Source organism: Tabrizicola flagellatus, assembly GCF_046295235.1.
Lineage (GTDB): Bacteria > Pseudomonadota > Alphaproteobacteria > Rhodobacterales > Rhodobacteraceae > Tabrizicola > Tabrizicola flagellata_A.
Genome location: NZ_JBKBLV010000029.1, coordinates 17,899 through 42,900, shown reverse-complemented (window position 1 = coordinate 42,900; position 25,002 = coordinate 17,899). Strand labels below are relative to the sequence as shown.

At 69.3% G+C, this 25,002-nt stretch carries 20 protein-coding genes and 2 pseudogenes; 9 read left to right on the top strand and 13 right to left on the bottom strand.

Annotated features, from left to right (window positions below; genetic code table 11):
- Positions 1-416 precede the first annotated feature (416 nt).
- Positions 417-2,477, bottom strand: coding sequence for a bifunctional aldolase/short-chain dehydrogenase (locus tag ACK4IU_RS13355; RefSeq protein WP_409735993.1), 2,061 nt, complete (start codon positions 2,475-2,477; stop codon positions 417-419).
- 126 nt (positions 2,478-2,603) lie between these two features.
- On the opposite strand from ACK4IU_RS13355, the gene ACK4IU_RS13350 reads away from it, so the two are divergent.
- Positions 2,604-3,575 carry a sugar-binding transcriptional regulator gene (locus ACK4IU_RS13350; protein WP_409735991.1) on the top strand — a complete coding sequence of 324 codons (972 nt, stop codon included), beginning with the start codon at positions 2,604-2,606 and terminating at the stop codon, positions 3,573-3,575.
- Between the two features lie 10 nt (positions 3,576-3,585).
- Here ACK4IU_RS13350 and mtnA read toward each other — a convergent pair whose 3' ends face one another.
- Both mtnA and mtnK read right to left on the bottom strand, forming a co-directional pair.
- Complete coding sequence (gene mtnA, locus ACK4IU_RS13345) at positions 3,586-4,689, bottom strand: S-methyl-5-thioribose-1-phosphate isomerase (RefSeq protein WP_409735988.1); 1,104 nt, start codon at positions 4,687-4,689, stop codon at positions 3,586-3,588.
- Positions 4,686-5,951 carry an S-methyl-5-thioribose kinase gene (mtnK, locus tag ACK4IU_RS13340; RefSeq protein WP_409735986.1) on the bottom strand — a complete coding sequence of 422 codons (1,266 nt, stop codon included), beginning with the start codon at positions 5,949-5,951 and terminating at the stop codon, positions 4,686-4,688. Before mtnK ends, mtnA begins: the two co-directional genes overlap by 4 nt.
- A gap of 118 nt (positions 5,952-6,069) precedes the next feature.
- Between mtnK and ACK4IU_RS13335 the strand changes: the two genes are divergently transcribed.
- From ACK4IU_RS13335 to ACK4IU_RS13305, 7 genes are all read left to right on the top strand, one after another.
- Positions 6,070-7,584: a sugar ABC transporter ATP-binding protein gene (locus ACK4IU_RS13335; protein ID WP_409735984.1), complete on the top strand. Its 1,515-nt coding sequence runs from the start codon at positions 6,070-6,072 to the stop codon at positions 7,582-7,584.
- The gene (locus ACK4IU_RS13330) at positions 7,581-8,594 is read left to right on the top strand and encodes an ABC transporter permease (RefSeq protein WP_409735982.1); all 1,014 of its coding nucleotides are present in this window, start codon (positions 7,581-7,583) and stop codon (positions 8,592-8,594) included. The genes ACK4IU_RS13335 and ACK4IU_RS13330 overlap by 4 nt, the downstream gene beginning before the upstream one ends.
- A 73-nt stretch (positions 8,595-8,667) precedes the next feature.
- Positions 8,668-9,705, top strand: coding sequence for a substrate-binding domain-containing protein (locus ACK4IU_RS13325; RefSeq protein ID WP_409735979.1), 1,038 nt, complete (start codon positions 8,668-8,670; stop codon positions 9,703-9,705).
- A gap of 59 nt (positions 9,706-9,764) precedes the next feature.
- Positions 9,765-10,694 (top strand): transketolase, encoded by a 930-nt coding sequence (locus ACK4IU_RS13320; RefSeq protein ID WP_409735977.1) that lies wholly within the window; start codon positions 9,765-9,767, stop codon positions 10,692-10,694.
- Complete coding sequence (locus tag ACK4IU_RS13315) at positions 10,694-11,695, top strand: transketolase family protein (RefSeq protein WP_409735975.1); 1,002 nt, start codon at positions 10,694-10,696, stop codon at positions 11,693-11,695. The genes ACK4IU_RS13320 and ACK4IU_RS13315 overlap by 1 nt, the downstream gene beginning before the upstream one ends.
- Entirely contained in the window at positions 11,696-12,814 is a 1,119-nt protein-coding gene (locus ACK4IU_RS13310; protein WP_409735973.1) for a RuBisCO large subunit C-terminal-like domain-containing protein, read from the top strand.
- A gap of 52 nt (positions 12,815-12,866) precedes the next feature.
- Positions 12,867-13,928: an aldo/keto reductase gene (locus ACK4IU_RS13305; protein WP_409735970.1), complete on the top strand. Its 1,062-nt coding sequence runs from the start codon at positions 12,867-12,869 to the stop codon at positions 13,926-13,928.
- 36 nt (positions 13,929-13,964) lie between these two features.
- Here ACK4IU_RS13305 and ACK4IU_RS13300 read toward each other — a convergent pair whose 3' ends face one another.
- Genes ACK4IU_RS13300 through ACK4IU_RS13285 form a run of 4 tightly spaced genes read right to left on the bottom strand, consistent with a single transcriptional unit; the run spans position 13,965 to position 17,562 of the window.
- Positions 13,965-14,573, bottom strand: coding sequence for a dihydroxyacetone kinase subunit L (locus ACK4IU_RS13300; protein WP_409735968.1), 609 nt, complete (start codon positions 14,571-14,573; stop codon positions 13,965-13,967).
- On the bottom strand, positions 14,570-15,571 hold the full coding sequence (locus ACK4IU_RS13295; RefSeq protein ID WP_409735966.1) for a dihydroxyacetone kinase subunit DhaK: 1,002 nt from the start codon (positions 15,569-15,571) through the stop codon (positions 14,570-14,572). Before ACK4IU_RS13295 ends, ACK4IU_RS13300 begins: the two co-directional genes overlap by 4 nt.
- Positions 15,572-15,584: 13 nt before the next feature.
- Positions 15,585-16,562 carry an ABC transporter permease gene (locus ACK4IU_RS13290; RefSeq protein ID WP_409735964.1) on the bottom strand — a complete coding sequence of 326 codons (978 nt, stop codon included), beginning with the start codon at positions 16,560-16,562 and terminating at the stop codon, positions 15,585-15,587.
- 13 nt (positions 16,563-16,575) lie between these two features.
- A complete protein-coding gene (locus tag ACK4IU_RS13285; RefSeq protein WP_409735962.1) occupies positions 16,576-17,562 on the bottom strand; it encodes an ABC transporter permease in 987 nt (328 codons plus the stop codon).
- A gap of 11 nt (positions 17,563-17,573) precedes the next feature.
- Between ACK4IU_RS13285 and ACK4IU_RS13280 the strand changes: the two are divergent.
- Positions 17,574-17,750, top strand: a pseudogene (locus tag ACK4IU_RS13280) (hypothetical protein); the annotation flags it as partial.
- Positions 17,751-17,789: 39 nt separating this feature from the next.
- Here the strand turns inward: ACK4IU_RS13280 and ACK4IU_RS13275 are convergent.
- From ACK4IU_RS13275 to ACK4IU_RS13250, 6 genes and pseudogenes are all read right to left on the bottom strand, one after another.
- A pseudogene (locus ACK4IU_RS13275) lies at positions 17,790-19,046 on the bottom strand (sugar ABC transporter ATP-binding protein); the annotation flags it as partial.
- Between the two features lie 59 nt (positions 19,047-19,105).
- A complete protein-coding gene (locus ACK4IU_RS13270; protein ID WP_409735959.1) occupies positions 19,106-20,086 on the bottom strand; it encodes an autoinducer 2 ABC transporter substrate-binding protein in 981 nt (326 codons plus the stop codon).
- A 201-nt stretch (positions 20,087-20,287) separates the two neighbouring features.
- On the bottom strand, positions 20,288-21,484 hold the full coding sequence (locus tag ACK4IU_RS13265; protein WP_409735957.1) for an alpha/beta fold hydrolase: 1,197 nt from the start codon (positions 21,482-21,484) through the stop codon (positions 20,288-20,290).
- Positions 21,472-22,470 carry an alpha-ketoacid dehydrogenase subunit beta gene (locus ACK4IU_RS13260; protein ID WP_409735954.1) on the bottom strand — a complete coding sequence of 333 codons (999 nt, stop codon included), beginning with the start codon at positions 22,468-22,470 and terminating at the stop codon, positions 21,472-21,474. The genes ACK4IU_RS13265 and ACK4IU_RS13260 overlap by 13 nt, the downstream gene beginning before the upstream one ends.
- Complete coding sequence (locus tag ACK4IU_RS13255; RefSeq protein WP_409735952.1) at positions 22,467-23,504, bottom strand: thiamine pyrophosphate-dependent dehydrogenase E1 component subunit alpha; 1,038 nt, start codon at positions 23,502-23,504, stop codon at positions 22,467-22,469. The genes ACK4IU_RS13260 and ACK4IU_RS13255 overlap by 4 nt, the downstream gene beginning before the upstream one ends.
- Positions 23,501-24,994, bottom strand: a complete 1,494-nt coding sequence (locus ACK4IU_RS13250; RefSeq protein WP_409735950.1) for an FGGY-family carbohydrate kinase — start codon at positions 24,992-24,994, stop codon at positions 23,501-23,503. Before ACK4IU_RS13250 ends, ACK4IU_RS13255 begins: the two co-directional genes overlap by 4 nt.
- Between the last annotated feature and the right edge of the window lie 8 nt (positions 24,995-25,002).

Sequence of the window (25,002 nt, the reverse complement as noted above, 5' to 3'; positions counted from 1 at the left end):
ATTTGTGCAACAGAGCCGGCGGATAGCAGAAGTCCGCCAGTCACCTGATTTGTGCAACGGAGCCGCTTGTAGTTCAGAAAGAACCGCACGGAGACCACGAAGGACGACATGCGCCACATCTTGCTGACTCGCGGACCCGGCAGGAACTGGGCGGTTCGTACGCTCACCCACCCCGATTTCGTCGGCCTTCCCCGCCGCCGTGGCCCTCGAGGCACGCATCTTGTTCCGGCTTTGAGGATCAATGAGCCTGGAGCCGGGGATTATGGTGCAGCTCCGTCATTCCCGCCCGCGACGAAGGCTTTCCGCGAAACCCGCAGTCGGTCACACCCACTTCCGTCCTCTGGCCTCCGTCTCAAGTCATTCGGGAGGCTGCCGCCGCTGTCGCCCCTACCCCCATCGCAGCCGCTTGACCGTCTTCAGCGCAATGCGGCTTCCATGTTGCCCCCGTCGACGGTCATCACATGCCCCGTGGTCCGTTCGGCGCGGGCAAGCATCACGAACGCATCGGCGACATGCCGGGCCTCGACCTCGGCACGCAACAGGTTGCCGGCCATGTAGGTCGCCTCATCCACGCCCCGTGCGGCAGAGCGGGCCGAAATCATCTCGGGCGACAGCAGGCCCGACCGGATGCGGTCAGCGTTGATCCCGTTCACCCGGATGCCTTCCGCCCCAAGCTCCAGCGCCAGCTGGCGCAGAAGGAAGAAGGTCGTGGCCTTGGGCAGGCCGTAGGCGGCAAAGCCCTTGCCGGGATTGACTGCCTGTTTCGAGACGTTGAACAGGATCTGGCCCGGCTCGGCCCCGCGCGCGGCCCGGCCGGCGGCCTGCGCCCGGAAGATTGCGATGACGGCCTGCGAAAAAGCGAGATGGGCGAAGAAGTTAAGCTCGAAACTGTCGCGCAGGAGCCGGTCGTCCAGTGTGGCGATGTCGCCCGTCACCGCGGCGCCCGCGTTCGAGACCAGGATGTCGAGCCCGCCGAAGCGCGCGGCACAGGCCGCGACTGCCGCCACCGCCGCGCCGGGCGCGGTAATGTCGCAGCCGTGGCCGGCGTGATCGCGGCCGAGCGCAGCAAGGGCCTTGTCCAGCGCCTCACCCGGTCGGTCCACCAGGAACAGGCTTGCCCCCTGCGCGGCAAAGGCGCGGGCCGTGGCCAGGCCGATGGCCCCCGCTCCGCCGGTGACCAGCACGACGCGCCCTTGCAGCGCCGGGGCCTTGCCGTTGCCGAGTTTCGCCTGTTCCAGCGACCAGTATTCCATGTCGAAGAGGTCTTTCGCCCCGATCGGGCGGAAGCCGCCCGCCGCCTCGCCATCCGCCCGGACGCGGGCCGACTGACAGCCGATATCAGCCGCGATTCGCGCGGCAGCCGCCGTCGCCCCGACCCCGACGATGCCCGCGCCCTCCAGCCAGACCAGCCCCGGCATGGGGGCCAGCATCTTCTTTGGTTCCGACGCCAGGGGCGCATGGGACTCGAAATAGCCGCGATAGCGGTCGGCCCAGGCGGCCACGGCTGCGCGCATGGCCGCTGCCTCCTGCGCCGCGCGGCGCAGCACCAGCACCTCGCCCTTGGTGCGGATCACATGGTCGGGCGTGGCGACCCCGCGAGTGGCGAGATCCTCCAGGTCCGGGCGGGCGCAGAAGGCCCGCTCGCCCTCGCCCGCGCGCAGGTCGAGCACGGGCAGATGCGCCGTCTCGGGCAGGGCCGAGGCCAGCGCCCCGCGCAGGGCAGACAGGACCGGCGCGGCCTCTGCCACGGGCAGGGCCGCGGCCGGCACCAGCGGTGCGGGGCGGCGGTCGGCCAGCCAGGCTTCGACGAGGTTCGTATGCGCCACGATCCGGTCGTAGCTGGATTTCGCGTCCGGCCCCCAGGCGAAATGGCCATGGTTGACCAGAAGCAGGCCCTCGGCCTCGGGGTTCTGTTCATAGGCCCGGGCCGCGGCCTTGGCCAGCGCAAAGCCCGGCATGACATAGGGCACCAGTGTCAGCCGGTCGCCGAAAAGCTCGCGCGTCACCGCCGCCACCTCGGGCAGGTTGGCCAGCGCCAGGAAGGCCGTGGCATGGGTGTGGTCCACCACCCGGTGCGGGATCCATGCATGCAGCAGCGTCTCGACCGAGGGGTTGGGGGCGGATGGGTCCATCAGGTTCAGCCGCTGGACATTGACCATCGCCTCGTCCGAAAGGGCGGGCAGACTACGCAGGCGCATCAGGGGGGCCAGCCGCACCGCTGGCAGCCCGCGCGCCTCGATCACCTCCAGATCCCAGCCCGAGCCCTTGATGTGCAGCACCTCGACCTCTTCGCCGAAGACATCCTGCGCCGTGGATTTCAGCGAGGTATTGCCGCCACCGTGCATCACAAGATCCGGATCACGGCCGATCAGGCGCGAGCTGTAGACCCGCAGCGCCAGATCGCGTGCCCTGGGATCGGGGCCGGCGGCGGCAAGGAAGGCTTCAGCCTCGGCGTCGGTCCAGAGATTGGCGGGCATCTTCGTCTCCTGCTATGGCTGGGCCGGACGGGCGGGGTGGCACATTCGGGCGCGTCGGGCAACCGGCGCTTGGATTTTCTACTTTTGTCAGATAACCTTGTCAAAGGTCAATTCGGTGGTATGCGGATGAGCGGTCAGACAAGGCGGCGCAATCTGGCGCAGGTCAGCGGCGAGAATGCCGTGATCCAGGTCGCCTGGATGTATTATCAGGACGGCCAGAACCAGCAGGAGATCGCCGCCGCGCTGGGAATTTCGCGCGCGACGGTGGTGAACTACCTGCAAGAGGCGCGCGAGGAGGGCCTGATCCGCATCAAGCTTGCCGCGCCCGCCTTCACCACGCACCGGCTGGCGCTGGCGCTGAACGACCGCTTCGGCCTGCAAGGCGCCTATGTGATCCCTGACGAAGGCACGGCGACCGAGGACGGCTTCCTGCGCGTCGTCCGGGGCGCGGCGGACTGGCTGCCCGATCTGGTGGCGCCGGGCGATCGGCTGGGGGTGGCCTGGGGGCGCACGGTCTATGAGCTGGCCGAGATGGTCGAACCCGCGCGGATCGAGGATCTGGCGGTGCTGCAACTGGTGGGGTCGATGGCCACGCCCTACGGCTTCACCGCCGAGGCCTGTTCGACGCGCCTGGCCCAGCGCCTGGGCGCGCGCTGCCTGAACCTGCACGCGCCCGCGATCCTCAGCCGCGCGGAACTCGCGGCCGAATTGCGCGAAGAGCCGATCCTGAAGGCACAGCTCGACCAGCTGGAGACGGTGAACAAGCTGCTGTTCTCGGTCGGCACCGCCACTTCGGACAGCCACATCGTCCTCAGCGGACTGGCCACGCCGGCGGACCTGGACTGGTATGTCGCCCACGGCGCGGTCGGCGTCATCTGTGGCCGCTTCATCGATGCCGAGGGTCGCCAGCTTCCCGGCCCGATGGAGGACCGGATGATCGGCGTGCCGCTGTCGCGGCTTGTCGGGCTGGACATGGGGATCCTCGTCACCCCGGGCCTCGACAAGGTCGAGGCGACGCGGGCGGCGATCCGGGGCGGCTATGTCACGCATCTGGTCACCGCCACCTCGGTCGCTGAGGCACTCTTGTCCTCGCGCTGATCACCCTGCCCTACCCCGACACTGCGGCCTTCAGGTCGCCGAACATGGCGGCCATGCCCTCCTCGGTCGCGGGGCACAGACCGCGCTCGGTCAGAAGCCCCGTGACCAGTTCGGCCGGGGTCACGTCGAAGGCGGGGTTGCGGGCCCCGGTGCCGTCGGGCGAGATCTGGACATGCACGATCCGCCCGTCCGGGCCGCGGCCCTGGACCATGGTCACCTCGCCCGCGCCGCGTTCCTCGATCGGAATTTCCCGCAACCCGTTGTGCACCCGCCAGTCGATGGTGGGCGAGGGCAGCGCGACATAGAAGGGCACGCCGTTCGCCCGCGCGGCCAAGGCCTTCAGGTAGGTGCCGATCTTGTTGCACACGTCGCCGCGCGCGGTGGTGCGGTCGGTGCCGACGATGACCATGTCCACCTCGCCATGCTGCATCAGATGGCCGCCGGCATTGTCCACGATCAGGTCGTGGCTGATGCCGTGGCTGTTCAGTTCCCAGGCGGTCAGCTGGGCGCCCTGGTTGCGGGGGCGGGTCTCGTCCACGAAGACGTGGACCGGGATGCCCTCGGCATCGGCATGGTAGATCGGGCTGGTGGCGGTACCCCAGTCCACCGTGGCCAGCCAGCCCGCGTTGCAGTGTGTCAGGATGTTCACCGGCTTGCCGCCCTTGCGCGCGGCGATCGCACGGATGATCTCCAGCCCGTGAAGGCCGATGCGGCGGTTGATCTCCACATCCTCGTCGCAGATTTCCGCCGCCCGGACTGCCGCGGCGCGGGCGCGTTCGGCAGGCGGCAGGGGGGCCAGCAGGCGGCGCATCTCGTCCAGCGCCCAGCGCAGGTTGATCGCGGTGGGCCGCGTTTCATGCAACACCTCCCAGGTCTCGGCCAGCGAGGCATCCGAGGGATCCTCGGCCATCTGCACCGCCATGCCCCAGGCGGCGGTGGCCCCGATCAGCGGCGCGCCGCGCACCCACATGTCGCGGATCGCCGTGGCGAATTCCGCCCGGTCGCGCAGGGGCACGATGCGCAGCTCGTGCGGCAGCCAGCGCTGATCGATGACCTGCACGGTGCCATCGGCATCCTGCCAGATGGTGCGATAGGGCGTGCCGTTGATCTTCACAGGTGATCCTCCTTGTTCATCCGCCGCGCCATGGCCGTGACCGCCCCGATTCCCCGGATCGCGCCCGCCCCCAGCATCAGCTGCCGGCCCATGGCCAGCGCCCGCGCCTCGCAGGCGGCGCGCAGGCCTTCGTCGGCGATCCGCTCGAAATCGGCGTTGTGGGCAAGGCCCAGGATCCGGCGGTGCATCTCGACCCCGCAGAAGCCCAGGGTATCGACCCAGATCCGCCCGACCAGATCGGCCAGCGCCTGTTCGGCGGCAAGGCCGTCGCCCTGATCCTCGTAGAGGCTCGCCTGATAGAGAATGCCGCGCCGTTCGGTCCGCCAGAGATGGCTGAACTCGGCCACGAAGCTGCGCCAGATCGTCTCGACCACCGACAGAAGCCACTCCTGCTGCCCCGCGCGCGCGCCCGGCGCGGTCTCATGCCCCGGCTGGCTGAAATGCGCCATCAGGAAGTTGGCGATCAGCATGCCCACGTCAAAACCCATCGGCCCGTAGGTGGCGAATTCCGGGTCGATCACCCGGGTCTCGGTATCCGTCACCATGATCGATCCGGTGTGCAGATCGCCGTGCAGCATGGTCTCGGCACGGGCAGTGAAGGCCATCTTCAGATGCTGCGCGGCCACCTTCAGCGACAGGTCGGACCGCAGCCGCGCCACGATGCCGTCAAGCCCCGGCGTGTGCCGGTTCATCGGCGCCGCGAAATAGGGGTCCGAGAACACCAGGTTTTCCGTGATGTCGCAAAGTTCGACATTGCCCGCGAACAGCGCAAGGTCCGCCTTGCGCTCGGCCGCCGGCATCGCAAGGTCCGATCCGCGGAACAGCGTGCGCGCGCAGAACTCGCCAAGGCGCCGGCCCAGCCCCTCGACCTGGCGTCCCTCGATCAGCGCCTGGCGCAGGATGACATGCGGCGTGAGGAACTCCATCACCACGATGGCCTGCGCCTCGTCGAAATGCCAGACCGCCGGCACCGAACCGGGATCGCGCGCCTCCTGCCGGATCAGGGCGTTGTATTCGAAGAACGACCGCTTCAGCGGCAGAGGCCAGCTTTCGCCGACCAGCCGCACATAGGGCAGCGCCTGCTTGACCACGGCCTGACCCGCGCTGCCGGTGATGATGAAGACGAGGTTCAGGTTGCCATCTCCCACCTCGCGCACCTGCCAGCCTTCCGCCGGCCCCACCCGGTCGCGCAGCACCGACAGCGCGCCGAGGCGGCCCGGCAGACTGTCCGGCGTCAGCGCGACATAGCCTTGCCCGGTCATGCGGTTTCCCTCCCTTTCCGGCCTCCCTCCCTGCAGGATTTCCAAAACTCCGGCATATGTCAAATGGTATTGACAAATGACGATCCGAGGGTAGCGTGAAGGCCGGAGGGGGAGTCCGATGACGTCAGAGGCCATCACCATTCGTGGGCTGACCAAGGCTTTCGGCCGCAACGCGGTGCTGCGCGGGGTGGATCTGGACCTGCCCGCGGCCAAGGTCACGGTACTGATGGGGGCCAATGGCGCGGGCAAGTCCACGCTGGTCAAGGTGCTCTGCGGCGTCCATGCTGCCGACGCGGGCGAGGTCCGGCTGGACGGCCGCCCCTTCGCCCCGGCAGGTCCCGCTGCCGCGCTGCGGTCGGGCGTGGTGACGGTGCACCAGAACATCAACGACGGGGTGGTGCCGGATCTCGACGTGGCCTCGAACCTCCTGCTCGATTCCCTGGCCGAGGGCGGCGGGCTGTTCCTGAACCGCAGGAAAATGCGCGAGGAGGCGCGGCGCATCGCCGCCGCAGTGGGGCTGGAGATGGACGTGTCGCGCCCGGTCGCGGGGCTGACGCTGGCCGACCGCCAGCTTGTCGCCATCGCCCGTGCCATGGCGCACCGGCCGCGGCTCCTGATCCTGGACGAACCGACCTCGTCGCTGTCGCTGGCCGAGGCGCAGCGGCTTTTTGCGCTGATCGACCGTCTCAAGGCCGATGGGGTGGCGATCCTCTACATCTCGCACCGGATGTCGGACATCCGCCGTCTGGCCGACCGGATCGTGTCGATGCGCGACGGCCAGATCTCGGGTCTCTTCGAGGGGGCGGAACTGGATTATTCGGGCGCCGTCCGCGCGATGCTGGGCCATGAGATCACCGAGGTGGACATCGCCATTCCGCCGAAGGGGCCGGCCGTGCTGGAGGCGCGCGGCCTGCGGCTGAAGCCCGAGGCGAGGCCCTTCGACCTGACGCTGCACCGCAACGAGGTTGTGGCGATCACCGGGCTGGTCGGCTCGGGCAAATCGGCGCTGGCCGGAGTGCTGTTCGGGCTCGGCGCGCCAAGCGGGGGCGAGTTGCGGCTGGAAGGCCGGCCCTACCGGCCCGCGAACCCGGGACAGGCAGTGGCGGCAGGGGTGTTCCTTGCCGCGAAGGACCGGCTGATCAACGCGGTCGTCCCCGGCTTCGACATCCAGCAGAACCTGACCCTGCCCTTCACCGCACGCCACGCCGGCCCTCTGGGGCTGATGCGCCGGGCCGCCGAACGGGCGGCGGCGCTGCGGTCCATTGCTGATATGGGCGTCGTCTGCCAGGGCCCGCGCGACGGGATCCTGACGCTGTCGGGTGGCAACCAGCAGAAGGTCGTCGTCGGCCGCTGGATGGCCGAGGCGAGCCGGCTCCTGATCCTGGACGAACCCTTCCAGGGCGTGGACATCAAGGCCCGCCGCGACATCGGCCGGCGCATCCGCGATAGTGCCGCCGACCGCGCGACCCTGGTGCTCTGCGCCGAGATCGACGAGGCGCTGGAGGTGGCCGACCGCATCCTGGTGATGAGCGAGCACACCCTGGTCGGTGACCACAAGAACGAGAACATCGACCTTGCCCGCCTGATGGCCGAGGTCTCCGGCGCCGCAGAACGAACGAAAGAACCGGCATGAAATCCCCCACCTTTTCCGATCTGGTCATCCGCTACGGCTTTCTCGTGCTCATGGCCGGACTGATCGTCGTCTTTTCGGTGCTTAAGCCCGCGTTCCTGTCGCCGCAGAGCGCGGTCTTCATCCTGCAATCGGTGGCCATTACCGGCATCCTGGCCCTCGGCGTCACCGCGACGCTGGTGGTGGACGGGTTCGACCTGTCGATCGGCGCGGTGGCGACCTCGGCCATGATGCTGTCGGCCTATGTCATGGTGGTCTGGGAAATGGGCGCGGTCACCGCGGTTGTCCTGTGCCTGGCCATGGGGGCGGCGGTCGGGCTGATCAACGGCTTCCTGATCGTGAAGATGCGCGTGCCCGACCTTCTGGCGACGCTGGGGATGATGTTCCTCCTCGTCGGGCTTCAGCGCATCCCGACCGAGGGCAACTCGATCTCGACCGGCATGGTGCTGGCCGACGGCCGCACCGCCACCGGCACCTTCGCACCCGAATTCCTGATGCTCGGCCGCCACCGGATCGACTTCATCCTGCCCGACCTGGTGCCCTTGTCGGTGGTGGTGCTGATCGTGGTGGCGGTGCTGACCTGGGGCTTCCTGGAACTCACGCGGCACGGCCGGGTGATGTATGCGATCGGGTCGAACGCGCAAGCCGCAGCGCTGGCGGGGATCAATGGCGCGGGCTACCGGGTGCTGGCCTATGTGATCTCGGGCGTCATGGCATCGCTCGGCGGGATCCTGCTGGCGGCCCGGCTCGGGCGGGGCGACGTGGCCTCGGGCAACAACCTGCTGCTCGACTCGGTCGCCGCCGCGCTCATCGGCTTCGCCGTTCTGGGGGCGGCGAAGCCGAACGCCTTCGGCACCGCGATAGGTGCCCTGTTCGTGGGGATCCTGCTGCAGGGCCTGACCATGCTGAACGCGCCCTATTACACGCAGGATTTCATCAAGGGCGCCGTGCTGGTCGTGGCGCTGGTCTTCACCTTTGCCCTGTCCGGCCGCGTCGGCCGGGCGCGGCGCTGAGCCTGCCGGCCGACACCGCCCGAAGACGCGGGCCGCCGGATCCAGACTGCAAACGGAGAAACGGGAGGAACCAATGATCTCCAGACGGACATTCGCAGCCCTTTTGACCAGCGTGGCGCTGGCCCCCACCCTGGCGCTGGCGCAGGACGCGCCCGCGCCCTTCGACAAGCCGGGCGAGGTGAACATCGCGCTCGTGCGCTATCTGTCCACCGGCGACTTCTTCCAGGCCTACCTGTCGGGCGTGGAAAAGCAGGCCGCAGCGCTCGGCGTGAACCTGCAGGTCTTTGACAGCCGGCAGGACGCGGCCCTTCAGGCCGACATGGTGGACCAGGCGATCGCGCTGGGCGTCGATGGCATCATCATCCAGCACGGCTTGACCGAATCGATGAAGGAGGCCGCCCAGCGCGCCGTGGACGCTGGCATCAAGGTCGTGGCCTTCGACGTGAACGTGGAGAACCCCGCGATCCCGCAGATCGAACAGTCCGACCGCGACCTCGCGCGGCTCGCGCTGGAAGCGGCGATTGCCGACAATGGCAATTCCTGGGTCGCCGGCTACGTCTACGTCCCCGGCATCGCGCCGCTGGATCGCCGCGACGAGACCTGGAAGAAGGTCAAGGCCGACAACCCTGGCATCAACGAGGTTGCGATGTTCGGCACGCTGGACAACCCGATCGCCAACTCGGTCGCGAACCAGGCGCGCTCGGTCCTGTCGGCCAACCCCAACATCCAGGTGATGTTCGCCCCCTATGACGAATTCGCCAAGGGCGTGAAGATCGCCGTGGACGAGGCGGGCATGTCGGGCCAGGTCTCGATCTATTCCGCCGACATCTCGACCGCCGACATCGCGCTGATGCGCGAGCCCGGGTCGTCCTGGAAGGCCACCGCCGCCACGAACCCCGCCGTGGTGGGCGAAGTGTCGGTTCGTGCCCTGGCGATGCTTCTGGCGGGCGAGGATCCCGGCGCGCAGGTCATCGTGCCGCCGACGCTGATCACCCAGAAGATGCTGAACGATCTCGACATCAAGAACATGGAGGAGCTGGGCGCCAAGCTGCCCGCCTTCGCCCATGCCGATGTGGCGATGACGCCCTGGATGAAACTGCCGCCGCGCTGAAGCGCCCCGCGGGCGGGCCCGTAGCGGCCCGCCCGTCCCGACCGCTCAGGAGACACCCCTTGCGCAACGAAAAGACCACCGAAGAGGTCGCGCGCGGCATCCGCGCCCGGGTCTTCGAACACACCATCCGGAACAACGGGGGCTATCTGAGCCAGGCCTGCTCTGCCGCCGAGCAGCTGGCCTTCCTTTACAACGAGGCGCTGAACCTTGGTCCCTCCACCATGCCGCTGGTGCCGCCGCCCTTCTCGGGCGTGCCCTCGGCCTCCAACCCCGGCTACGTCACCGGCGCGGGCTACAACGGCCCCTTCGACGCCGTGCACGACCGGCTGTTCATCGCGCCCGCGCATTATGCCCTTGTCGCCTATGCCTGCCTGATCGAGGTCGGCCGCATGGCACCCGAAGGGCTGGAGATGTTCAACAAGGACGGCTCCTCGGTCGAAATGATCGGGGCAGAACACTCGCCGGGGATGGAGGTGCACAATGGCACCCTCGGCATCGGGCTCTCCACCGCCGCGGGCCTTGCCTTCGGGCGCAAGCGGCTGGGCCATACCGGCCGGGTCTGCGTCTTCATGTCGGACGGCGAGGTGCAGGAGGGCCAGACCTGGGAGGCCGTGCAGGCCGCCGCCCATCACGGGATCGACAATCTCTGGGCGATCATGGACGTGAACCGCCAGCAATGTGACGGCGCGATGGATGACGTGATGACGGTGGGCGACATCGCCACAAAGTTCCGCGATTTCGGCGCCGTGGTGGCCGAATGCGACGCCCATGACCTTGCCGCGATGCGCGCCGCCGCCGCGACGCCCCATCCCGGTCGCCCGCTGATAGTGCTCGCCCATTCCCGCCCCACGCAAGGCATGGAAAGCCTGATGTCCCGCTTTCCCCGCCTGCACTACGTCCGCTTCAAGTCCGAGGAGGAACGCGCCCGGATGAACGCCGAGATTGCGGCCGAACTGGGCGTTCCCCCCGTCGCGCTGGAGACGCACTGATGGACATGGTCAACCGCCCCTATGCTGCCGCCTTCGAGGCCTATGCGGTGCAGCACCCCGAGGTCCTGTGCCTGTCGGCCGACCTGACGTCGAGCTGCGAAATCGACGGCTTCCGCGACCGCCATCCGGATCAGTTCCTGTCGCTCGGCATGGCCGAACAGAACATGCTGTCCTTCGCGGGCGGCCTGGGCCTGGCCGGGTTCCGGCCCTTCCTGCATTCCTTCGGCGTCTTCCTCTACCGCCGGCCCTATGACCAGCTGATGGCTAGCGTCGCCTATCCGCGCCGCAAGGTGCGGCTGATGGGCTTCCTGCCCGGCGTCACCACGCCCGGCGGCATGACGCATCAGGCGATCGAGGACATCTCGGTCATGCGCACGATCCCGAACATGACCGTGCTGGAAGCCGGCGACGCGACCGAGGTCGAAAGCATCGTCGCCGAGGCCGATACGGTCGACGGCCCGGTCTATTGCCGCATCCTGCGGGGCTCGGTCCCGCGGCTTTTCGATACGCCCTTGCGGATCGGGCGGATGCGGGTGCTGTCGGAAGGCGACGACGTTCTGGTCGTCACCGCCGGCATCACCACGGAAGAGGCGATCCGCGCCCGGGGCGCGCTGGCCCGCGCGGGGGTCTCGGTGCGGCATCTGCACTTGAACACGCTGAAGCCCTTCGATGCGGCGCAGATCGTCGATCATGCCGCCAGCGCGCGCTATGGCGTCGTCACGCTGGAAAACCACCTGGTCGCGGGCGGCATCGGCTCGATGGTGGCCGAGGCCCTGGCCGAGGCCGGCCTGGCCCGCCGCCTGGTCCGGCTGGGGTTGCAGGACACCTATGCCCATGGCGGCTCGCGCCCCTATCTGATGCGCCACTACGGGATGGACGCGCTGGCGCTGGTGCGCGCGATCGAGCGGCTGACCGGCCAGACCACCGGCATCGACGAAAGCGCGCTCGAGGCCGTTCGGATCGAGGCCGTCCATTCCGCCGTCAAGGCCGAGGCGCTCTGAATGGCGCGCTTCACCGTCACCTACCGGCTGCGCGCCGCCTCGCGCGACGAGGCCACGGCGCGCGCGCACGGCATCGCGCTGGAGCAGACCGTCGAGATCCCGCGCGACGTGGTGCCCGCGGGTTATGTCGAGGACGAGATCCTCGGCCGGGTCGAGGAGATCGGCCCCTTGGCCGAGGGCGTCTGGCAAACGACCGTCAGCTATTCCCCCGACAGCGCGGGCGAGGAGTTCACCCAGTTCCTGAACGTGGTCTTCGGCAATTCCTCGATCCAGCAGGGCATCCGCGTGACCGGCATCGAGATCGGGGCCGAGATGGCGGCCCGCATGCCCGGCCCCCGCTTCGGCATCGCCGGGATCCGCGCCCGCTGCGGGCGGGCAAGCGGCGGCATGATCGCCCCGGTGCTGAAGCCGATGGGCCTTGCACCGGCCGATTTCGCAAGGCTGGCGGCGGGCTGCGTCCGGGGCGGGGCCGACATCGTGAAGGAAGACCACGGTCTCGCCGGCCAGCCCACCGCCCCGTTCCGCGCGCGGGTCGAGGCCGTCTGCGACGCCATGCGCAAGGCCCGTGCCGAAACCGGGCGGCAGACGCTCTACTTCCCCAATCTCTCGGGCCGGCCGGAGGACATCGAGGACAACCTGCGCTTCCTGAAAGAGGCCGGGGCGGATGGCGTGCTGGTGATGCCGGGGCTGTTCGGCTTTGGCCTCGTGCACCGGATCGCCCGCGACGCCGTGCTTGACCTGCCGGTGATGACGCATCCCGCCTTCCTCGGCCCCTATGTGCTGGCTTCCGACAACGGGATCGACCATGGCGTCCTGTTCGGCACGATCCAGCGGCTGGCTGGCTCGGACATCTCGGTCTTTCCGAACGTGGGCGGACGCTTCGGCTTTACCGCCGACGAATGCCGCCAGATCGCCGATGCCTGCCGCACCCCGGACGGCGCCGGCGCCCCCATGCTTCCCAGCCCCGGCGGCGGCATGAGCGTGGCGCGCGCCGCCGAGATGCAGGCGATGTACGGGCAGGACGTGGTCTATCTGCTGGGCGGGAGCCTCCTGAAGGACCCCGACCGGATCGACGAGGCGGTGGCGGCCATGCGCCGCGCGCTGGAGGCTGCGGGCTGACTTGCCATTGGCCCGGCGCTGCCCCACTCTGGCAGAGAACGGAGGAGAGATCATGGAGTATCGCACGCTTGGCCGGTCCGGCCTGAAGGTTTCGGCCATCGCCATGGGCACCTTTACCTTCGGGGGCGTTGGCCCCTTCGGCCGCGTCGGCAACCAGGGGGTCGAGGACGCCCGGCGGCTGGTGGACCTCTGCCTCGATCACGGGGTCAACACCTTCGACTGCGCCAACATGTATTCGATGGGCGTGGCGGAAGAGATCCTGGGCGAGGTGCTGGACGGCCGCCGCGACCGGGTGCTGGTCACCTCCAAGGCGCGGATGCGCGTGGGCGAGGGGCCGAACGACGAGGGCACCAGCCGCCACCACCTGATCCGCGAATGCGAGAAAAGCCTGAAACGGCTGCGGACCGACCACATCGACATCTACTTCATCCACGAATGGGACGGCACCACCCCGGTCGAGGAAAAGATGGCGGCGCTCGACCGGCTGATCCAGGACGGCAAGATCCGCTATGCGGGATGTTCCAACTATTCCGGCTGGCACATCGCCAAGTCGCTGATGGCCTCGGACCGCGACCGCCGCGCCCGGTTCGTGACCCAGCAGATCCACTACACGATCGAGGCGCGCGAGGCGGAATACGAGCTTCTGCCGCTGGGCCTGGATCAGGGGCTGGGGACGATGGTCTGGTCACCCTTGGCGGGCGGACTTCTGACCGGCAAGCACCGGCGCGGCCGGCCGGTGCCCGAGGACAGCCGGCAGGCCGCCGGCTGGACCGAACCGCCGATCCGCGATGTCGAACGGCTCTGGGACATCGTCGAGGTGCTGGTCGATGTGGGGCAGGCGCATGGCGTATCGGCCGCGCAGGTGGCGCTGGCCTGGCTTCTGACCCGGCCCACCGTGGCCAGCCTGATCGTCGGCGGCCGGACCGAGGCGCAGTTCCGCGATAGCCTCGCCGCCGTGTCGCTGAAGCTGACGGCCGCGGACCTGGCTCGGATGAACGAGGTCTCGAAGCCGCCGCTGATCTACCCCTACTGGCATCAGGGCCAGTTCGCCCGGGCGCGGTTCTCGCCCGCCGACTGGGTGCTGCACGACGGCAACGAGCCGCCCGCCTGGTAAGCCGGACGGGGCGGGATCATCCCGCCCCCCCGCTGTTCAGCGCCCCGCGATGGCGGCGGCGATGGCGGTCATGGCGATCATGCCCGGATCGTCCATCCCGATGGTCTTTTCCCCGAAGATGCGCGCCCGGCCCACGGTGGCGGGCTTGTCCTTCAGCGCCGCCTGCGCCCGGGCCGCTGCATCTGCCGCCGCGGCGGCAACCGCCGCCGGATCGCTCAGCCCCGCCGTGGCCCCGGCCATCGCGTCGAGGCTGTCGAGCACGGTCTTGCCGCCCAATTCCGCCTTGCCGCGCGCCTGCATCGCATCGCGCGCGCCCGCGATCAGGGCCGAGACCTCGGACGCCTCCACCCCCATCCGGCCCTTCAGCGCCTTGGCCATGCTCATCAGCCCGGTTGCCATCAGCGTGCCGTAAGACGACCCCGAGGTCCGCGTGAAGGCCTGCGCGCAGGCCAGAAGCGCCTGGCCAAGGTCGTCGGGCAGGCCGGGCGCGGCCTCCTGCATCGCCTTCGTACCGCGCGTCAGCGTGACCCCCAGATCGCCGTCGCCAAGCGCCCCGTCGGCGCTGTTCAGCATGTCGAAATCCCGCGCCATCGCATCGACCAGCCGGTCGATCGCCGCGCGCAGATCGGCCACGGTCAGGGTCATTTCACGCTCCAGAAGGCGCAGTCGCAGGGGGCCTTGAGGAAACCCTCCAGCTCGTCGTCCAGCTTGCATAGGGTGAAGGAGACGCCCGCCATCTCCATGCTGGTGGCATAGCGGCCGACCAGCGGCATGACGATGGCGGCCCCTGCCCCTTCGATCCGCGCCTTGACGGTGCGGTAAAGGATGTACAGCTCTTCCGGCGGCGTGGCGCCCAGGCTGTTGACCATGACCGAGACCCGGTCGCCTTTGCCCAGCGGCATGTCGGCCAGAAGGCGGTCCATCATCTCGCCCGCGATGGCATCGGCGCTGCGCAGCTTGTCGCGCCAGACGCCGGGCTCGCCATGGATGCCCATGCCCATCTCCATCTCGTCCTCGCCGATGGTGAAGGTGGGCTTGCCCGCCTGCGGCACCGTGCAAGGGGAAAGCGCCGCGCCAACCGAGCGGCAGGCATCGGCGGCCTTCTGCGCGACGCGGGTCACGGCGTCGAGGTCGTGGCCCGCCTCGGCCGCGGCGCCGGCGATCTTGAAGGCATAGACCATGCCCGCGACACCCCGGCGCTTCGCCGCCTCGGCCGGCGGCGCGCTGGCCACGTCGTCGGCAAGGACGACGGTGGTGCAGCGGATGTCGTCGAAGTCCACGAGGTCGCCGGCCATGTCGAAGTTCATGATGTCGCCGCCGTAGTTGCCGTACAGGCGCAGCACCCCCGCGCCCTGATCGGCGGCGCGGATCGCGTCGGCCATCTGTTCGGCCGAGGGGCTGGCGAACACGTCGCCGATGGCGCAGGCGTCCAGAAGGCCGGGACCGACATAGCCGGTAAAGACCGGCAGGTGCCCCGACCCGCCGCCCGAGACGATGCCGACCTTGCCCGCCTTGCCGGGGGTGGCGCGGGCCACGGCGCGCTTCGTCTCGCCCACGAGGCGGTAGAATTCGGGATGCGCGGCGGTCAGGCCCTCCAGCATCTCGTCGACGTAATCGGCGGGGTTGTTCAGGATCTTCTTCATCTTGTGCCTCCGGTCAGCGGCGGCGCCCTGCGGGCCGCCAGGTGTTCACGATCATCACGAAAATCAGCAGGCTGCCCCAGATCAGCTCGCGCGCGAAGTTGGACACGCCGACCATGTTCAGCCCCGAGGACAGGAACTGCATCGACAAGACCGCCAGCACGACGCCGATGATCCGGCCATAGCCGCCATAGGGGTTCACCCCGCCCAGGATGGCGATCAGCACGGCGAGGAGCAGGTAGCTCGACCCGTAATCCGCCTTGGCCGAGTTCGCCCGGCTCATCACCACCATGCCGGCGGTGGCCGCCAGCGCGCCCGAGGCGACATAGACCTTGATCAGCATCGCGTCTATGTCCATGGCGGCGAAGCGCGCGGCCAGCGGGTTGGCGCCAAACATGCGGACCCTCATCCCGAAGGCGGTGCGGGTCAGGATCAGCGACAGGCCCCCCGCCAGGAGGGCGAACAGGATCAGCGGTGTCGGGATACCGAGGATCGTCGCATTGCCGATCCAGGCGGCGGCGGCCGGCAGTCCCATCACCGCCGAGCCTCCGGTCAGGGCGATGGCAAGGCCGGTAAAGATCAGGCCCGAGCCAAGCGTGGCCAGGATCGCCGGAAGCCCGAGCTTGGCCACCAGAAGCCCGTTGAAGAGCCCCGCCGCCATCCCCACGCCAAGCGCGGCGCAAAGCGCGATCAGGAACACCACCATGCCGTCCGACGATCCGGTCAGCCGCGTCATGATCAGCGCAGCGACGATGGCCGAGAGGTTGGCCACCCCCACCACCGACAGATCGATCCCCCCGGTCAGCATGGTCAGCGTCATCGCCAGCGCGAGGATTGCGAATTCCGGGAACTGGAAAGCCATCGAGGTCAGGTTCTGCCAGCTGAGAAAGCGGTCGGGCGACAGCACCGCCATCGCCAGGAAGACGGCCACGGCGATGACCGCAAGCCGCCCCTCGGGGCTGGCGACCAGGCGTTGCACGAGGTTATGGCGCATCTTCAAGCCTTTCTCACGCCGCGCGCGCGGCGGCGCGCTTGGCCTGCCAGGCGGGCAGACCCGTTCCCACAAGGATCAGGATGCCGATGGTCACCGACTGCCAGGTGGCCGGGATCCCCAGCACGATGAGGCTGTTGCGCACCAGCACGATCAGCGCCACGCCAAGGACTGTCCCGGTCAGCGTGCCGTGCCCGCCGGCAAGCCGCGCCCCGCCCAGCACCACGGCGGCAATCACCGAAAGCTCCAGCCCCACCAGGTCGAAGGGGTTGGCCACGCGCGCCATGCTGGCATGGATCACCCCGGCCAGCCCCGCCAGCATGCCCACATAGACATAGATGAAGAACTGCACGCCCTTCACGTTGATCCCGATGCGCCGCGCGCTTTCGACCGATCCGCCGATGGCATAGATCTGCCGGCCGAGCATCGTGCGCTGCAACAGGAACCAGGTGAAGACGATGACCAGAACCGTCACCACGAAGGCGCCGTGCAGGTTGTAGAAGGACCCGTCGGCGTTCTCGCCCCGTATCAGCATCATTCGGCCGAATTCCCGCATCCCGGGGGGAAGGGTCGTGATCTGCTTCTGCCCGATGAAGGTCAGCATGAAGCCGCGGAAGATCGACAGCGTCCCCAGCGTCACGATCAGCGTGGGCAGGCCGAAACCCGCGATCAGGATGCCGTTGATCGCGCCGAGGCCCGCGCCCACCGCCATGCCGAAGCCCAGCGCCGCCCACCAGGGCAGCCATGGCAGGGCCGCATTCAGCACCATGGCGGTGACATACATGGTGAAGGCGGCGATGGCGGTGAAGCTCACGTCGATCCCGCCCGAGATCAGCACCAGCATCGCCGCCACCGCGAAGATGCCCAGCACGATCCCGCCGCGCAGAAGGTCGGTCAGGGTGGCGATCGACAGGAAGCCGGGGTCGGACAGCGCCGCCAGCAGGCAGAAGGCCAGGATGACCAGCGCGACAAGCGTTTCGTTGCGGGTCCAGTCGATCTTCATGACGCCAGCCTGTGCGCAAGTTCGGTCTCGTCCAGGCTCCCGCCGGGAATGTCCTCTACCATGCGGCCGCCCTTCATCACCAGGATGCGGTGGCAGGTGGCCAGAAGCTCGGGCAGGTCGTCCGAGATGACGATGACCCCCAGCCCCTGTGCCGCAAGCTCGGCGATGATGCCGTGAATCTCCGCCTTGGAGCCGACATCGACACCCACGCTCGGCCCATTCAGGACCAGCACGCGCGGGCTGCGCGCCATCCAGCGCGCCAGCACCACCCGCTGCTGGTTCCCGCCCGACAGCGAGCGAACCGGGGCGTCGGGATCGGGCGCCTTGACCTTCAGCCGGACCAGCCAGTTGCGCGCCTCGCCCATAAGGCCGGGCAGGTCCAGCACCCCGCACGCCCGGGCATGGGCGTCCAGCCGGCCGATCGCTATGTTCTGCACGATGCTCTGCGTCAGGAACAGGCCCTCGGTCAGCCGGTCCTCGGGGACATAGCCGATGCCGGCCGCCGCGGCGGCGATCGGGTCACCGCGCGGCACCTCGCGGCCGTCCAGCGTGATCCGGCCCGCCTCTGGCGCGACCAGACCGAAGAGCGCCTTGGCCAGCGCCGTCCGGCCCGAGCCGAGCAGGCCCGAAACCCCCAGCACCTCGCCCGCCCGCAGATCGAAACCCACGGCATCGAAGGCGCCAGCCTTGGACAGGCCCTCTACCCGCAGCAGGACCGGCGCATCGGCGCGCAGCGGCGCGGGCGGTTCCTCGGCCACGTCGCGGCCGGTCATGTGCCGCGTCAGGCTGGCCGCGTCGAAGTCATGCGCCGGGCCTTCGGCGACCTTCTCGCCGTTGCGCAGGACCACGACCTGTTCGCAGACCTCCAGGACCTCGGCCAACTTGTGGCTGACGAAAAGGACCGCCACCCCGTCGGCCTTGAGCCGCCGGATGATGGTCAGAAGCCCCCGCACCTCGCGTTCGGTCAGGGCGGTGGTAGGTTCGTCCATGATGATGAGCCGGGCCTCGGTCGCCAGCGCCCGCGCGATGGCCACCAGCTGCTTGTGCGCGACCGACAGGGTTTCCACCACCGCGTCCAGCGGGATGTCCACCCCGATCCGGTCCAGTGTCGCCCGCGCCAGCTCGCGCATCCGGCCGCGGCGCACCAGCCGCACGCCTTCGCCCAGCTCGGCCGAGAAGGCGATGTTCTCGGCCACGGTCAGGTTCGGAAACAGGCTGAAGTCCTGGAAGATCACCTTGATGCCGGCCTCGGTCGAGGCGCGCGGCGTCAGGGGCCCCTGGACCTGCCCCGAAAAGGCAATAGTCCCCCGGTCGGGGCGTTCCACCCCGGCGAGGATCTTGATCAGGGTCGACTTGCCCGACCCGTTTTCGCCCGCCAGACATACCGCCTCGCCGGCGGCGATGGTGAAACCCACCTCCGACAGGGCGGTGATCCCGGCATAGGTCTTGGTCACGCCCGACAGCGCGACAAGCGGTTCCGACATGGCCTTCCTTCCATCGGGTTCGGGGGGCCGCACGGCCCCCCGCTGGATTTCCGGCCCGATCAGAACGGATAGTCGGCCATGTTGTCCTTGTTCACGTTGACCCAGGCCTGGCCGTAGATGACCTTGCCGTCAAGCTTGACCTTCTCATAGCCCGGCAGGCCGAGGTCCATGCCGTCGGTCACCGTCTCGCCGTTCATCACCATCACGGCCAGCTTGTTCATGGCATAGCCCGCGACCGAGGGATCCCAGAAGCCGATGCCGTCCACCGCGCCGGTTTCCAGATACTGACCGGCGATCGAGGGCAGCGAGGTTCCGAAGACGCAGGTCTTGTCGGCGAGGCCGCGCTCCTCGATGGCCAGGCCGATGCCCGCCACGTCGGTCGAGGCCGAGCCTTGCAGACCCTTGATGTTGGGATAGGCGCGCAGCACTTCCTGGGCCTTCTCATAGGCCTTCTGCTGGTCGTCGAAGGTCTCGTTCTTGTCGCCGACAAGGGTCATCTTCGGATAGTTCGCCTTCTGGTAGGCGATGGCGCCGTCAACCCACTGGTTGTGGGTCTGGCTGGTCAGCGAGCCGACGAAGACCGCATATTCGCCCTCGCCGCCCATGCACTTGGCCATCTGTTCCATCAGGTTGGCGCCGAAGTCCTCGTTCACGAAGGCTTCGAGGTCATAGGCGGTGTTCTGCTGGCTTGCGGCCTCGTGGGTGATCACGGTGATGCCGGCATCCATCGCGCGCTTCAGGACGGGCTCCAGCGCCTCGGGGCTCATCGGCACCACGGCCAGAGCGTTGACGCCCTGCGCGATCATGTCCTCGATCAGCGCGGCCTGCTGCTGCGGGTCGGCCTGGGCCGGCCCGACCTGGAAGGCATCGTTGCCGGTGTCGGCCGCGAATTTCTTGACGCCTTCCTCCATGCGGTTGAACCACTGGATGCCGGCGATCTTGACCACGGTGGCGATCTTCTTGGCGTCCTGGGCCATGGCGGGCATCGCCAGAACCGAGGCCGAGGCGGCCAGGATTGCTACGGTCTTCGTCAGTTTCATGTCTTCCTCCCTTTGCGGCCACGCGGGCCGGTTTGATTGACGTTTTTCCACCAACCCAAGTGGCTTGCGCCACTTTTCCAACCGGCCCGATCAGGTCGGACCGATGTCTTCCCGTGTCGCGCCGGCGACTTGCGCGACACATGCCATGCCCCAGGCCCCTCCTCCTCCCGGATCCGGCGCCGCCGAGAGTCCGCAGGCCGCTCACGCCCCCGCCTCCCTTGCGCTGGCGCCTGCAGGCGGTTGCACGAGTCCCGCCACAAGCCCCGGCGCGGCCAGATGTGGCAGATGCCCGGCGCCGCGGACCAGGTGGATCGCCACCTGCGCCGGAAGCCCGGCGACCGACTGCCAGTCGATGATCCGGTCCGCCGTGCCCCAGATCACCGTGACCGGAATGGCCAGCCGGTCAAGGTCGGCGGTCACGTCGATCTGCTGCATCCCCCGATGCGCAAGGCTGCGGGCAAGGCGGCCCAATGCCTCGCGGCGCGGTTCCAGTCGGGCGAGTTCCTCGGCCAGTAGCCCCTCGCTGACCGGCCCCGCGTCCAGGAGCGACAAGGCCCGCGCCAGAGCTGCGGGGGTTTCGGCGGCCAGCATCCCGTCCAGGAAATCGGCATTGATCCGCGCCCCGACCCCGGCCGGGGCGATCAGCACCAGGCGCGCGACCCGCGGCCCCAGGCGCTGCGCCAGCCGCACGGCCAGCAGACCGCCCAGGGAATGCCCGACCAGCGACAGGCGCCCGGGCGGCAAATCGGGCAGGATCAGGTCGGCCAGCGCCTCGACCGTTTCCGCGTTCTCGGTGGAAAGGCCATGGCCGGGAAGATCGGGGGCATGCACCGCCAGACCCGCGCGCGCCAGCCGCTGCGGCAGGTCGCGCCAGCCCCGCGCGCTGTCGAAGAGGCCGTGCAGCAGCACCACCGTCCCCGGCGCACCCGATCTGCCAACTTGCCCGCGCACGTCCTCGGCCGTGACGCGCCCGTTGCGCCCGGTGCCCGTTACCAGCGTCAGGTCCACCCCGCCACGCCGCGCCGCCGCCCGCGCCGCCGGACTGGCGCGCAGGCCGGCATGTCCTACGGCGACCGGCATTGCCGCGACCGGGGCGGCCGGGGCCTCGGGTTCCGCCTTCGGGGTCGGTGCACTCCCTGCCGCCAGAGCGAGGGCGCCGGCCTCCTCGACCTCGGCGAAGGGCTGGTCCAGCGCGACCGTATCGCCCTCGGCCACCAGCTGCGCGACCAGCACGCCATCGGCCATCGCCGGCACCTCGACCACGGTCTTGTCGGTCTCGACCTCCATCAGCACGTCGCCGCGCCGATAGGCCGCGCCCAGCGCAACCAGCCAGGCGGTGACGCGGGCCTCCTCCATGGTCTCGCCCAGGCGCGGCAGGGTCAGCGTCACGCGGCCCATGGCGGAGCCTTTCGCGTCACCAGCCAAAGGGCCGTGTCGTGGATCAGGTCTGCCGAGGGGATCGAGCCCCGCTCCAGCGCCGGCGAGACCGGGATCGGGATGTCCTCGCCGCCCAGCCGCAGGATCGGCTCTTCCAGCCAGTCGAAGCACAACTCGCCCAGCCGCGCCGCAATCTCCGAGGCGACCGAACCGGTCACCACGGCTTCGGTCACCACCATCGCCCGGCCGGTGCGACGCAGGGCCTCGACCAGCGGCGCCTCGTCCAGCGGGTTCAGACAGCGCAGGTCGATGACCTCGGCCTCGACCCCGGCGGCGGCCAGACGTTCGGCGGCGGCAAGGGTTTCGTGCAGCATCCGGCTGTAGGTCAGGATCACCAGATCGCGGCCCCTGCGCCGCGTCACGGGCTGGCCCCAGGGCGCATCGGGGCGGGCGGGGTCAAGCGCGCCCTTCAGCGTGTAAAGCCCCTTGTGTTCGATCACCACCACCGGGTCGGGCTGTTCAAGCGCGCCTCGCAGCAGGTGATAGGCGTCGTTCACCGTGGCGGGCATCACCAGCCGCAGGCCGGGGACGTGCATGATCCAGGCCTCGAGGCTCTGGCTGTGCTGGGCGGCCGCCGACCGGCCCGTGCCGCCTTGCGTCCGCAGCACCATCGGCACGCCGATCTGGCCGCCGAACATGTAGCGGCTTTTCGCGGCCTGGTTGGCGATCTGGTCCATCGCCATGCCGGCGAAGTCCACATACATCAGTTCTGCCACCGGACGCAGGCCGGTCATCGCCGCGCCGATCGCCGCGCCTATGATCGCGGGTTCGGAAATCGGCGTGTCGATCACCCGGTCCGCGCCGAAAAGGTCGATCAGCCCCTTGGTCACGCCATAGGCGCCGCCGTAAAGCCCGACCTCCTCGCCCATCAGGATGACCGAAGGGTCGGCCTCCATCGCATCCAGCAGCGCCTGGCGGATCGCCTCGCGATAGGTCGTCTCGGTCATGCGCGTGCCTCCTCGGCCAGGACCGCGGCCAGCCTGCGGGACTGCGGGCGGGGAGCGGGCGTGCCCGGGGCATAGACATCCTCGAACATCGTCGCCAGCGCCGGGGCCGTGGCGCCGAGCGCATGGGCAAGGGCCGCGTCCATCTCGGCGCCCGCCTCGGCGTCGATCCGGGCAAGGTCGTCCTCGGGGGCCAGGCCCTCGGCCAGCAGCCGCGCCCGCGCCCGGGCCACGGGGTCGCGCTGGCGGCCCTCGGCCTCTTCCTCGGCCGTGCGATAGGGCGACTTGTCCATCCGGGCATGGCCGTAGAAGCGGTAGGCGTCGATCTCCAGGAAGCCCGGCCGGCCCTGCCGCGCATCGGCAACCAGAGCACGCGCGGCATCATGCACCGTCTCGACCTCGGCGCCATCAGCCCGCGCCGCGGCCAGACCGAAGGCCGCCGCCCGCGCCGGGAAATCCCGGTTCCCGGCGGACCGGTCCACCCGCGTGCCCATGCCGTACTGGTTGTTGATGCAGCAGAAGATCACCGGCAGGCGCCAGAGTGCCGCCATGTTCATCGATTCGTAGAGGATCCCCTGGCTCATCGCGCCATCGCCGAAGAAGGCGACCGAGATCTGCCCCTCGCCCCGGTTGCGGTAGGTCAGCCCCGCACCCACGACATGCGCGATGCCGCCGCCCACGATGGCATTGGCCCCCAGATGCCCCAGCGCCCGGTCGGCGATGTGCATCGACCCGCCCTTGCCCCGGCAATAGCCGTCCGCCTTGCCGGCGATCTCGGACATCATCCGGTTCGGATCGGCCCCGCGGCCCAGGAAAACGCCATGGCCGCGGTGGTGCGTGGTGAAGCTGTCGCCCTCGCGCATCGCATCGGTCAGGCCCACCACGGCCTCTTCGCCGATCGACAGGTGCAGCATCGACCCCGCGCTGCCGCCCTTCAGGAACAGCTCTCCCACGCGCTCCTCGAAGGACCGGATGCGCCGCATCATGCGATAGCGCGACAGGGCGCCGGTGTTGGCCGTCTGCGCGGGGGCGTTCATTCGGGGGCTCGCAGGGGTTTCAGGGCGGCATAGGCCGCGCGGTAACGGTCGTAGATCGGGCCATAGGCGGCATGGGCGTCCATGTCGGGCTCGACCCGGCGCGCGGTGCGCACCATCGCGGCGCAGGCCGCGTCGATGGTGGGGAAATGGCCCGCGCCGACCGCCGCCAGGATCGCCGAGCCAAGCGCGGGGGCCTCGGGTTCCTCGGTCAATTCCAGCGCCAGGCCCAGCGTGTCGGCATGGACCTGCAGCCAGAAGGGCGACCGGGTCGCACCGCCCGCCACCACGATCCGCCGCGCGGTGAATGCCGACCCGAAGGCCTCGACAATGGCGCGGGTGCCGAAACAGACCGACTCGACCAGCGCCCGGTAGACATGCGCCGGCGTGTGTTTCAGGCTCAGCCCCGTGATCGCACCCCGCGCCAGCGCATCGGTGTGCGGCGTCCGGTTGCCCTGGAAATGGTCCACGGCGAGCAGCCCCTCGGCCCCCGGCGGCAGCGCCGCGGCCTGGGTGTTCAGCGTATCGAAGTCCAGATGCTCGGCGAAATTGCGCTTGAACCAGGCGATCACCGACCCGGTCGAGGTCTGCCCGCCCTCGATGATCGGCAGGCCGGGATAGACGCAGTCCATGTAGGTGCCCCAGATCCCCGGCGCGTGGACCGGGCGTTCGGCCACCCCGAGTTGCAGGTGCGACGAGCCGGTAATCAGCGCCAGATCCCCCGGCCGCGTGACGCCAAGGCCGATCATCCCGATGAAGGCATCCGCCCCGCCCTGCACCACCGGCAGCCCCACCCGCAGGCCGAGATGCCGCGCGGCGGCCTCGGTAAGGGGGCCGATCACCTGCCCCGGCGCTACGATCTCAGCCGGCCAGCGGTCTTTGAGGTCAGACAGCCCCAGCCGCTCCAGCATCGACAGCGGCCAGCCGCCGTGGTCGGTCTGATAATGCCAGCGCATCGTGACATTGTTCAGCGAGGCGACCCAGCGCCCGGTCAGCCGCAGCGTCAGAAAATCCTGGTATTCCCCCACCATCGCGGCCCGCGCCCAGAGGTCGGGCTGATGACGCTTGATCCACAGCGCCTTGGGAATCATCCATTCCGGGCTGACCGGTCCCGCGCCGCCGCCGTTCAGCCGCAAGGCCGGGTCGCCGCAGGCCGCCACCTCGGCGGCCTCGTGGTGCGCGCGCACGTCCATCCACAGAAGGCAGGGCCTGAGCGGCCGCCCCTCGGCATCGAGCGCGACCACGGTGCAGGAGGTCGTGTCGCAGGCCAGGCCCGTGACCTGGTCGGGCGTCACCCCCGCTGCAGCCATCGCCTCGCGCACGGCCACGCCGGCCGCATGCCACCAGTCGTCGGGGTTCTGCTCTGCCTGCCCGGGCTGGGGAAAGGCCGTGGCATAGGCCCCCTTGCCCACCCCGCGCGACCGGCCGGACAGGTCGAACACATGCGCCCGCAGCGACTCGGTCCCCCCATCGATGCCGATGACATAGGTCATGCCTTGCG

Bases quoted from the DNA above. Each gene is read 5' to 3' on its own strand.
- ACK4IU_RS13305 (WP_409735970.1), top strand. From the start codon at position 12,867: ATGGAGTATCGCACGCTTGGCCGGTCCGGCCTGAAGGTTTCGGCCATC.
- ACK4IU_RS13350 (WP_409735991.1), top strand. From the start codon at position 2,604: ATGAGCGGTCAGACAAGGCGGCGCAATCTGGCGCAGGTCAGCGGCGAG.
- ACK4IU_RS13270 (WP_409735959.1), bottom strand. From the start codon at position 20,086: ATGAAACTGACGAAGACCGTAGCAATCCTGGCCGCCTCGGCCTCGGTT.
- ACK4IU_RS13260 (WP_409735954.1), bottom strand. From the start codon at position 22,470: ATGACCGAGACGACCTATCGCGAGGCGATCCGCCAGGCGCTGCTGGAT.
- ACK4IU_RS13325 (WP_409735979.1), top strand. From the start codon at position 8,668: ATGATCTCCAGACGGACATTCGCAGCCCTTTTGACCAGCGTGGCGCTG.
- ACK4IU_RS13255 (WP_409735952.1), bottom strand. From the start codon at position 23,504: ATGAACGCCCCCGCGCAGACGGCCAACACCGGCGCCCTGTCGCGCTAT.
- ACK4IU_RS13300 (WP_409735968.1), bottom strand. From the start codon at position 14,573: ATGACCCTGACCGTGGCCGATCTGCGCGCGGCGATCGACCGGCTGGTC.
- ACK4IU_RS13315 (WP_409735975.1), top strand. From the start codon at position 10,694: ATGGACATGGTCAACCGCCCCTATGCTGCCGCCTTCGAGGCCTATGCG.
- ACK4IU_RS13295 (WP_409735966.1), bottom strand. From the start codon at position 15,571: ATGAAGAAGATCCTGAACAACCCCGCCGATTACGTCGACGAGATGCTG.
- ACK4IU_RS13250 (WP_409735950.1), bottom strand. From the start codon at position 24,994: ATGACCTATGTCATCGGCATCGATGGGGGGACCGAGTCGCTGCGGGCG.
- ACK4IU_RS13265 (WP_409735957.1), bottom strand. From the start codon at position 21,484: ATGGGCCGCGTGACGCTGACCCTGCCGCGCCTGGGCGAGACCATGGAG.
- ACK4IU_RS13290 (WP_409735964.1), bottom strand. From the start codon at position 16,562: ATGCGCCATAACCTCGTGCAACGCCTGGTCGCCAGCCCCGAGGGGCGG.
- ACK4IU_RS13310 (WP_409735973.1), top strand. From the start codon at position 11,696: ATGGCGCGCTTCACCGTCACCTACCGGCTGCGCGCCGCCTCGCGCGAC.
- ACK4IU_RS13330 (WP_409735982.1), top strand. From the start codon at position 7,581: ATGAAATCCCCCACCTTTTCCGATCTGGTCATCCGCTACGGCTTTCTC.
- ACK4IU_RS13285 (WP_409735962.1), bottom strand. From the start codon at position 17,562: ATGAAGATCGACTGGACCCGCAACGAAACGCTTGTCGCGCTGGTCATC.
- ACK4IU_RS13335 (WP_409735984.1), top strand. From the start codon at position 6,070: ATGACGTCAGAGGCCATCACCATTCGTGGGCTGACCAAGGCTTTCGGC.
- mtnK (WP_409735986.1), bottom strand. From the start codon at position 5,951: ATGACCGGGCAAGGCTATGTCGCGCTGACGCCGGACAGTCTGCCGGGC.
- ACK4IU_RS13355 (WP_409735993.1), bottom strand. From the start codon at position 2,477: ATGCCCGCCAATCTCTGGACCGACGCCGAGGCTGAAGCCTTCCTTGCC.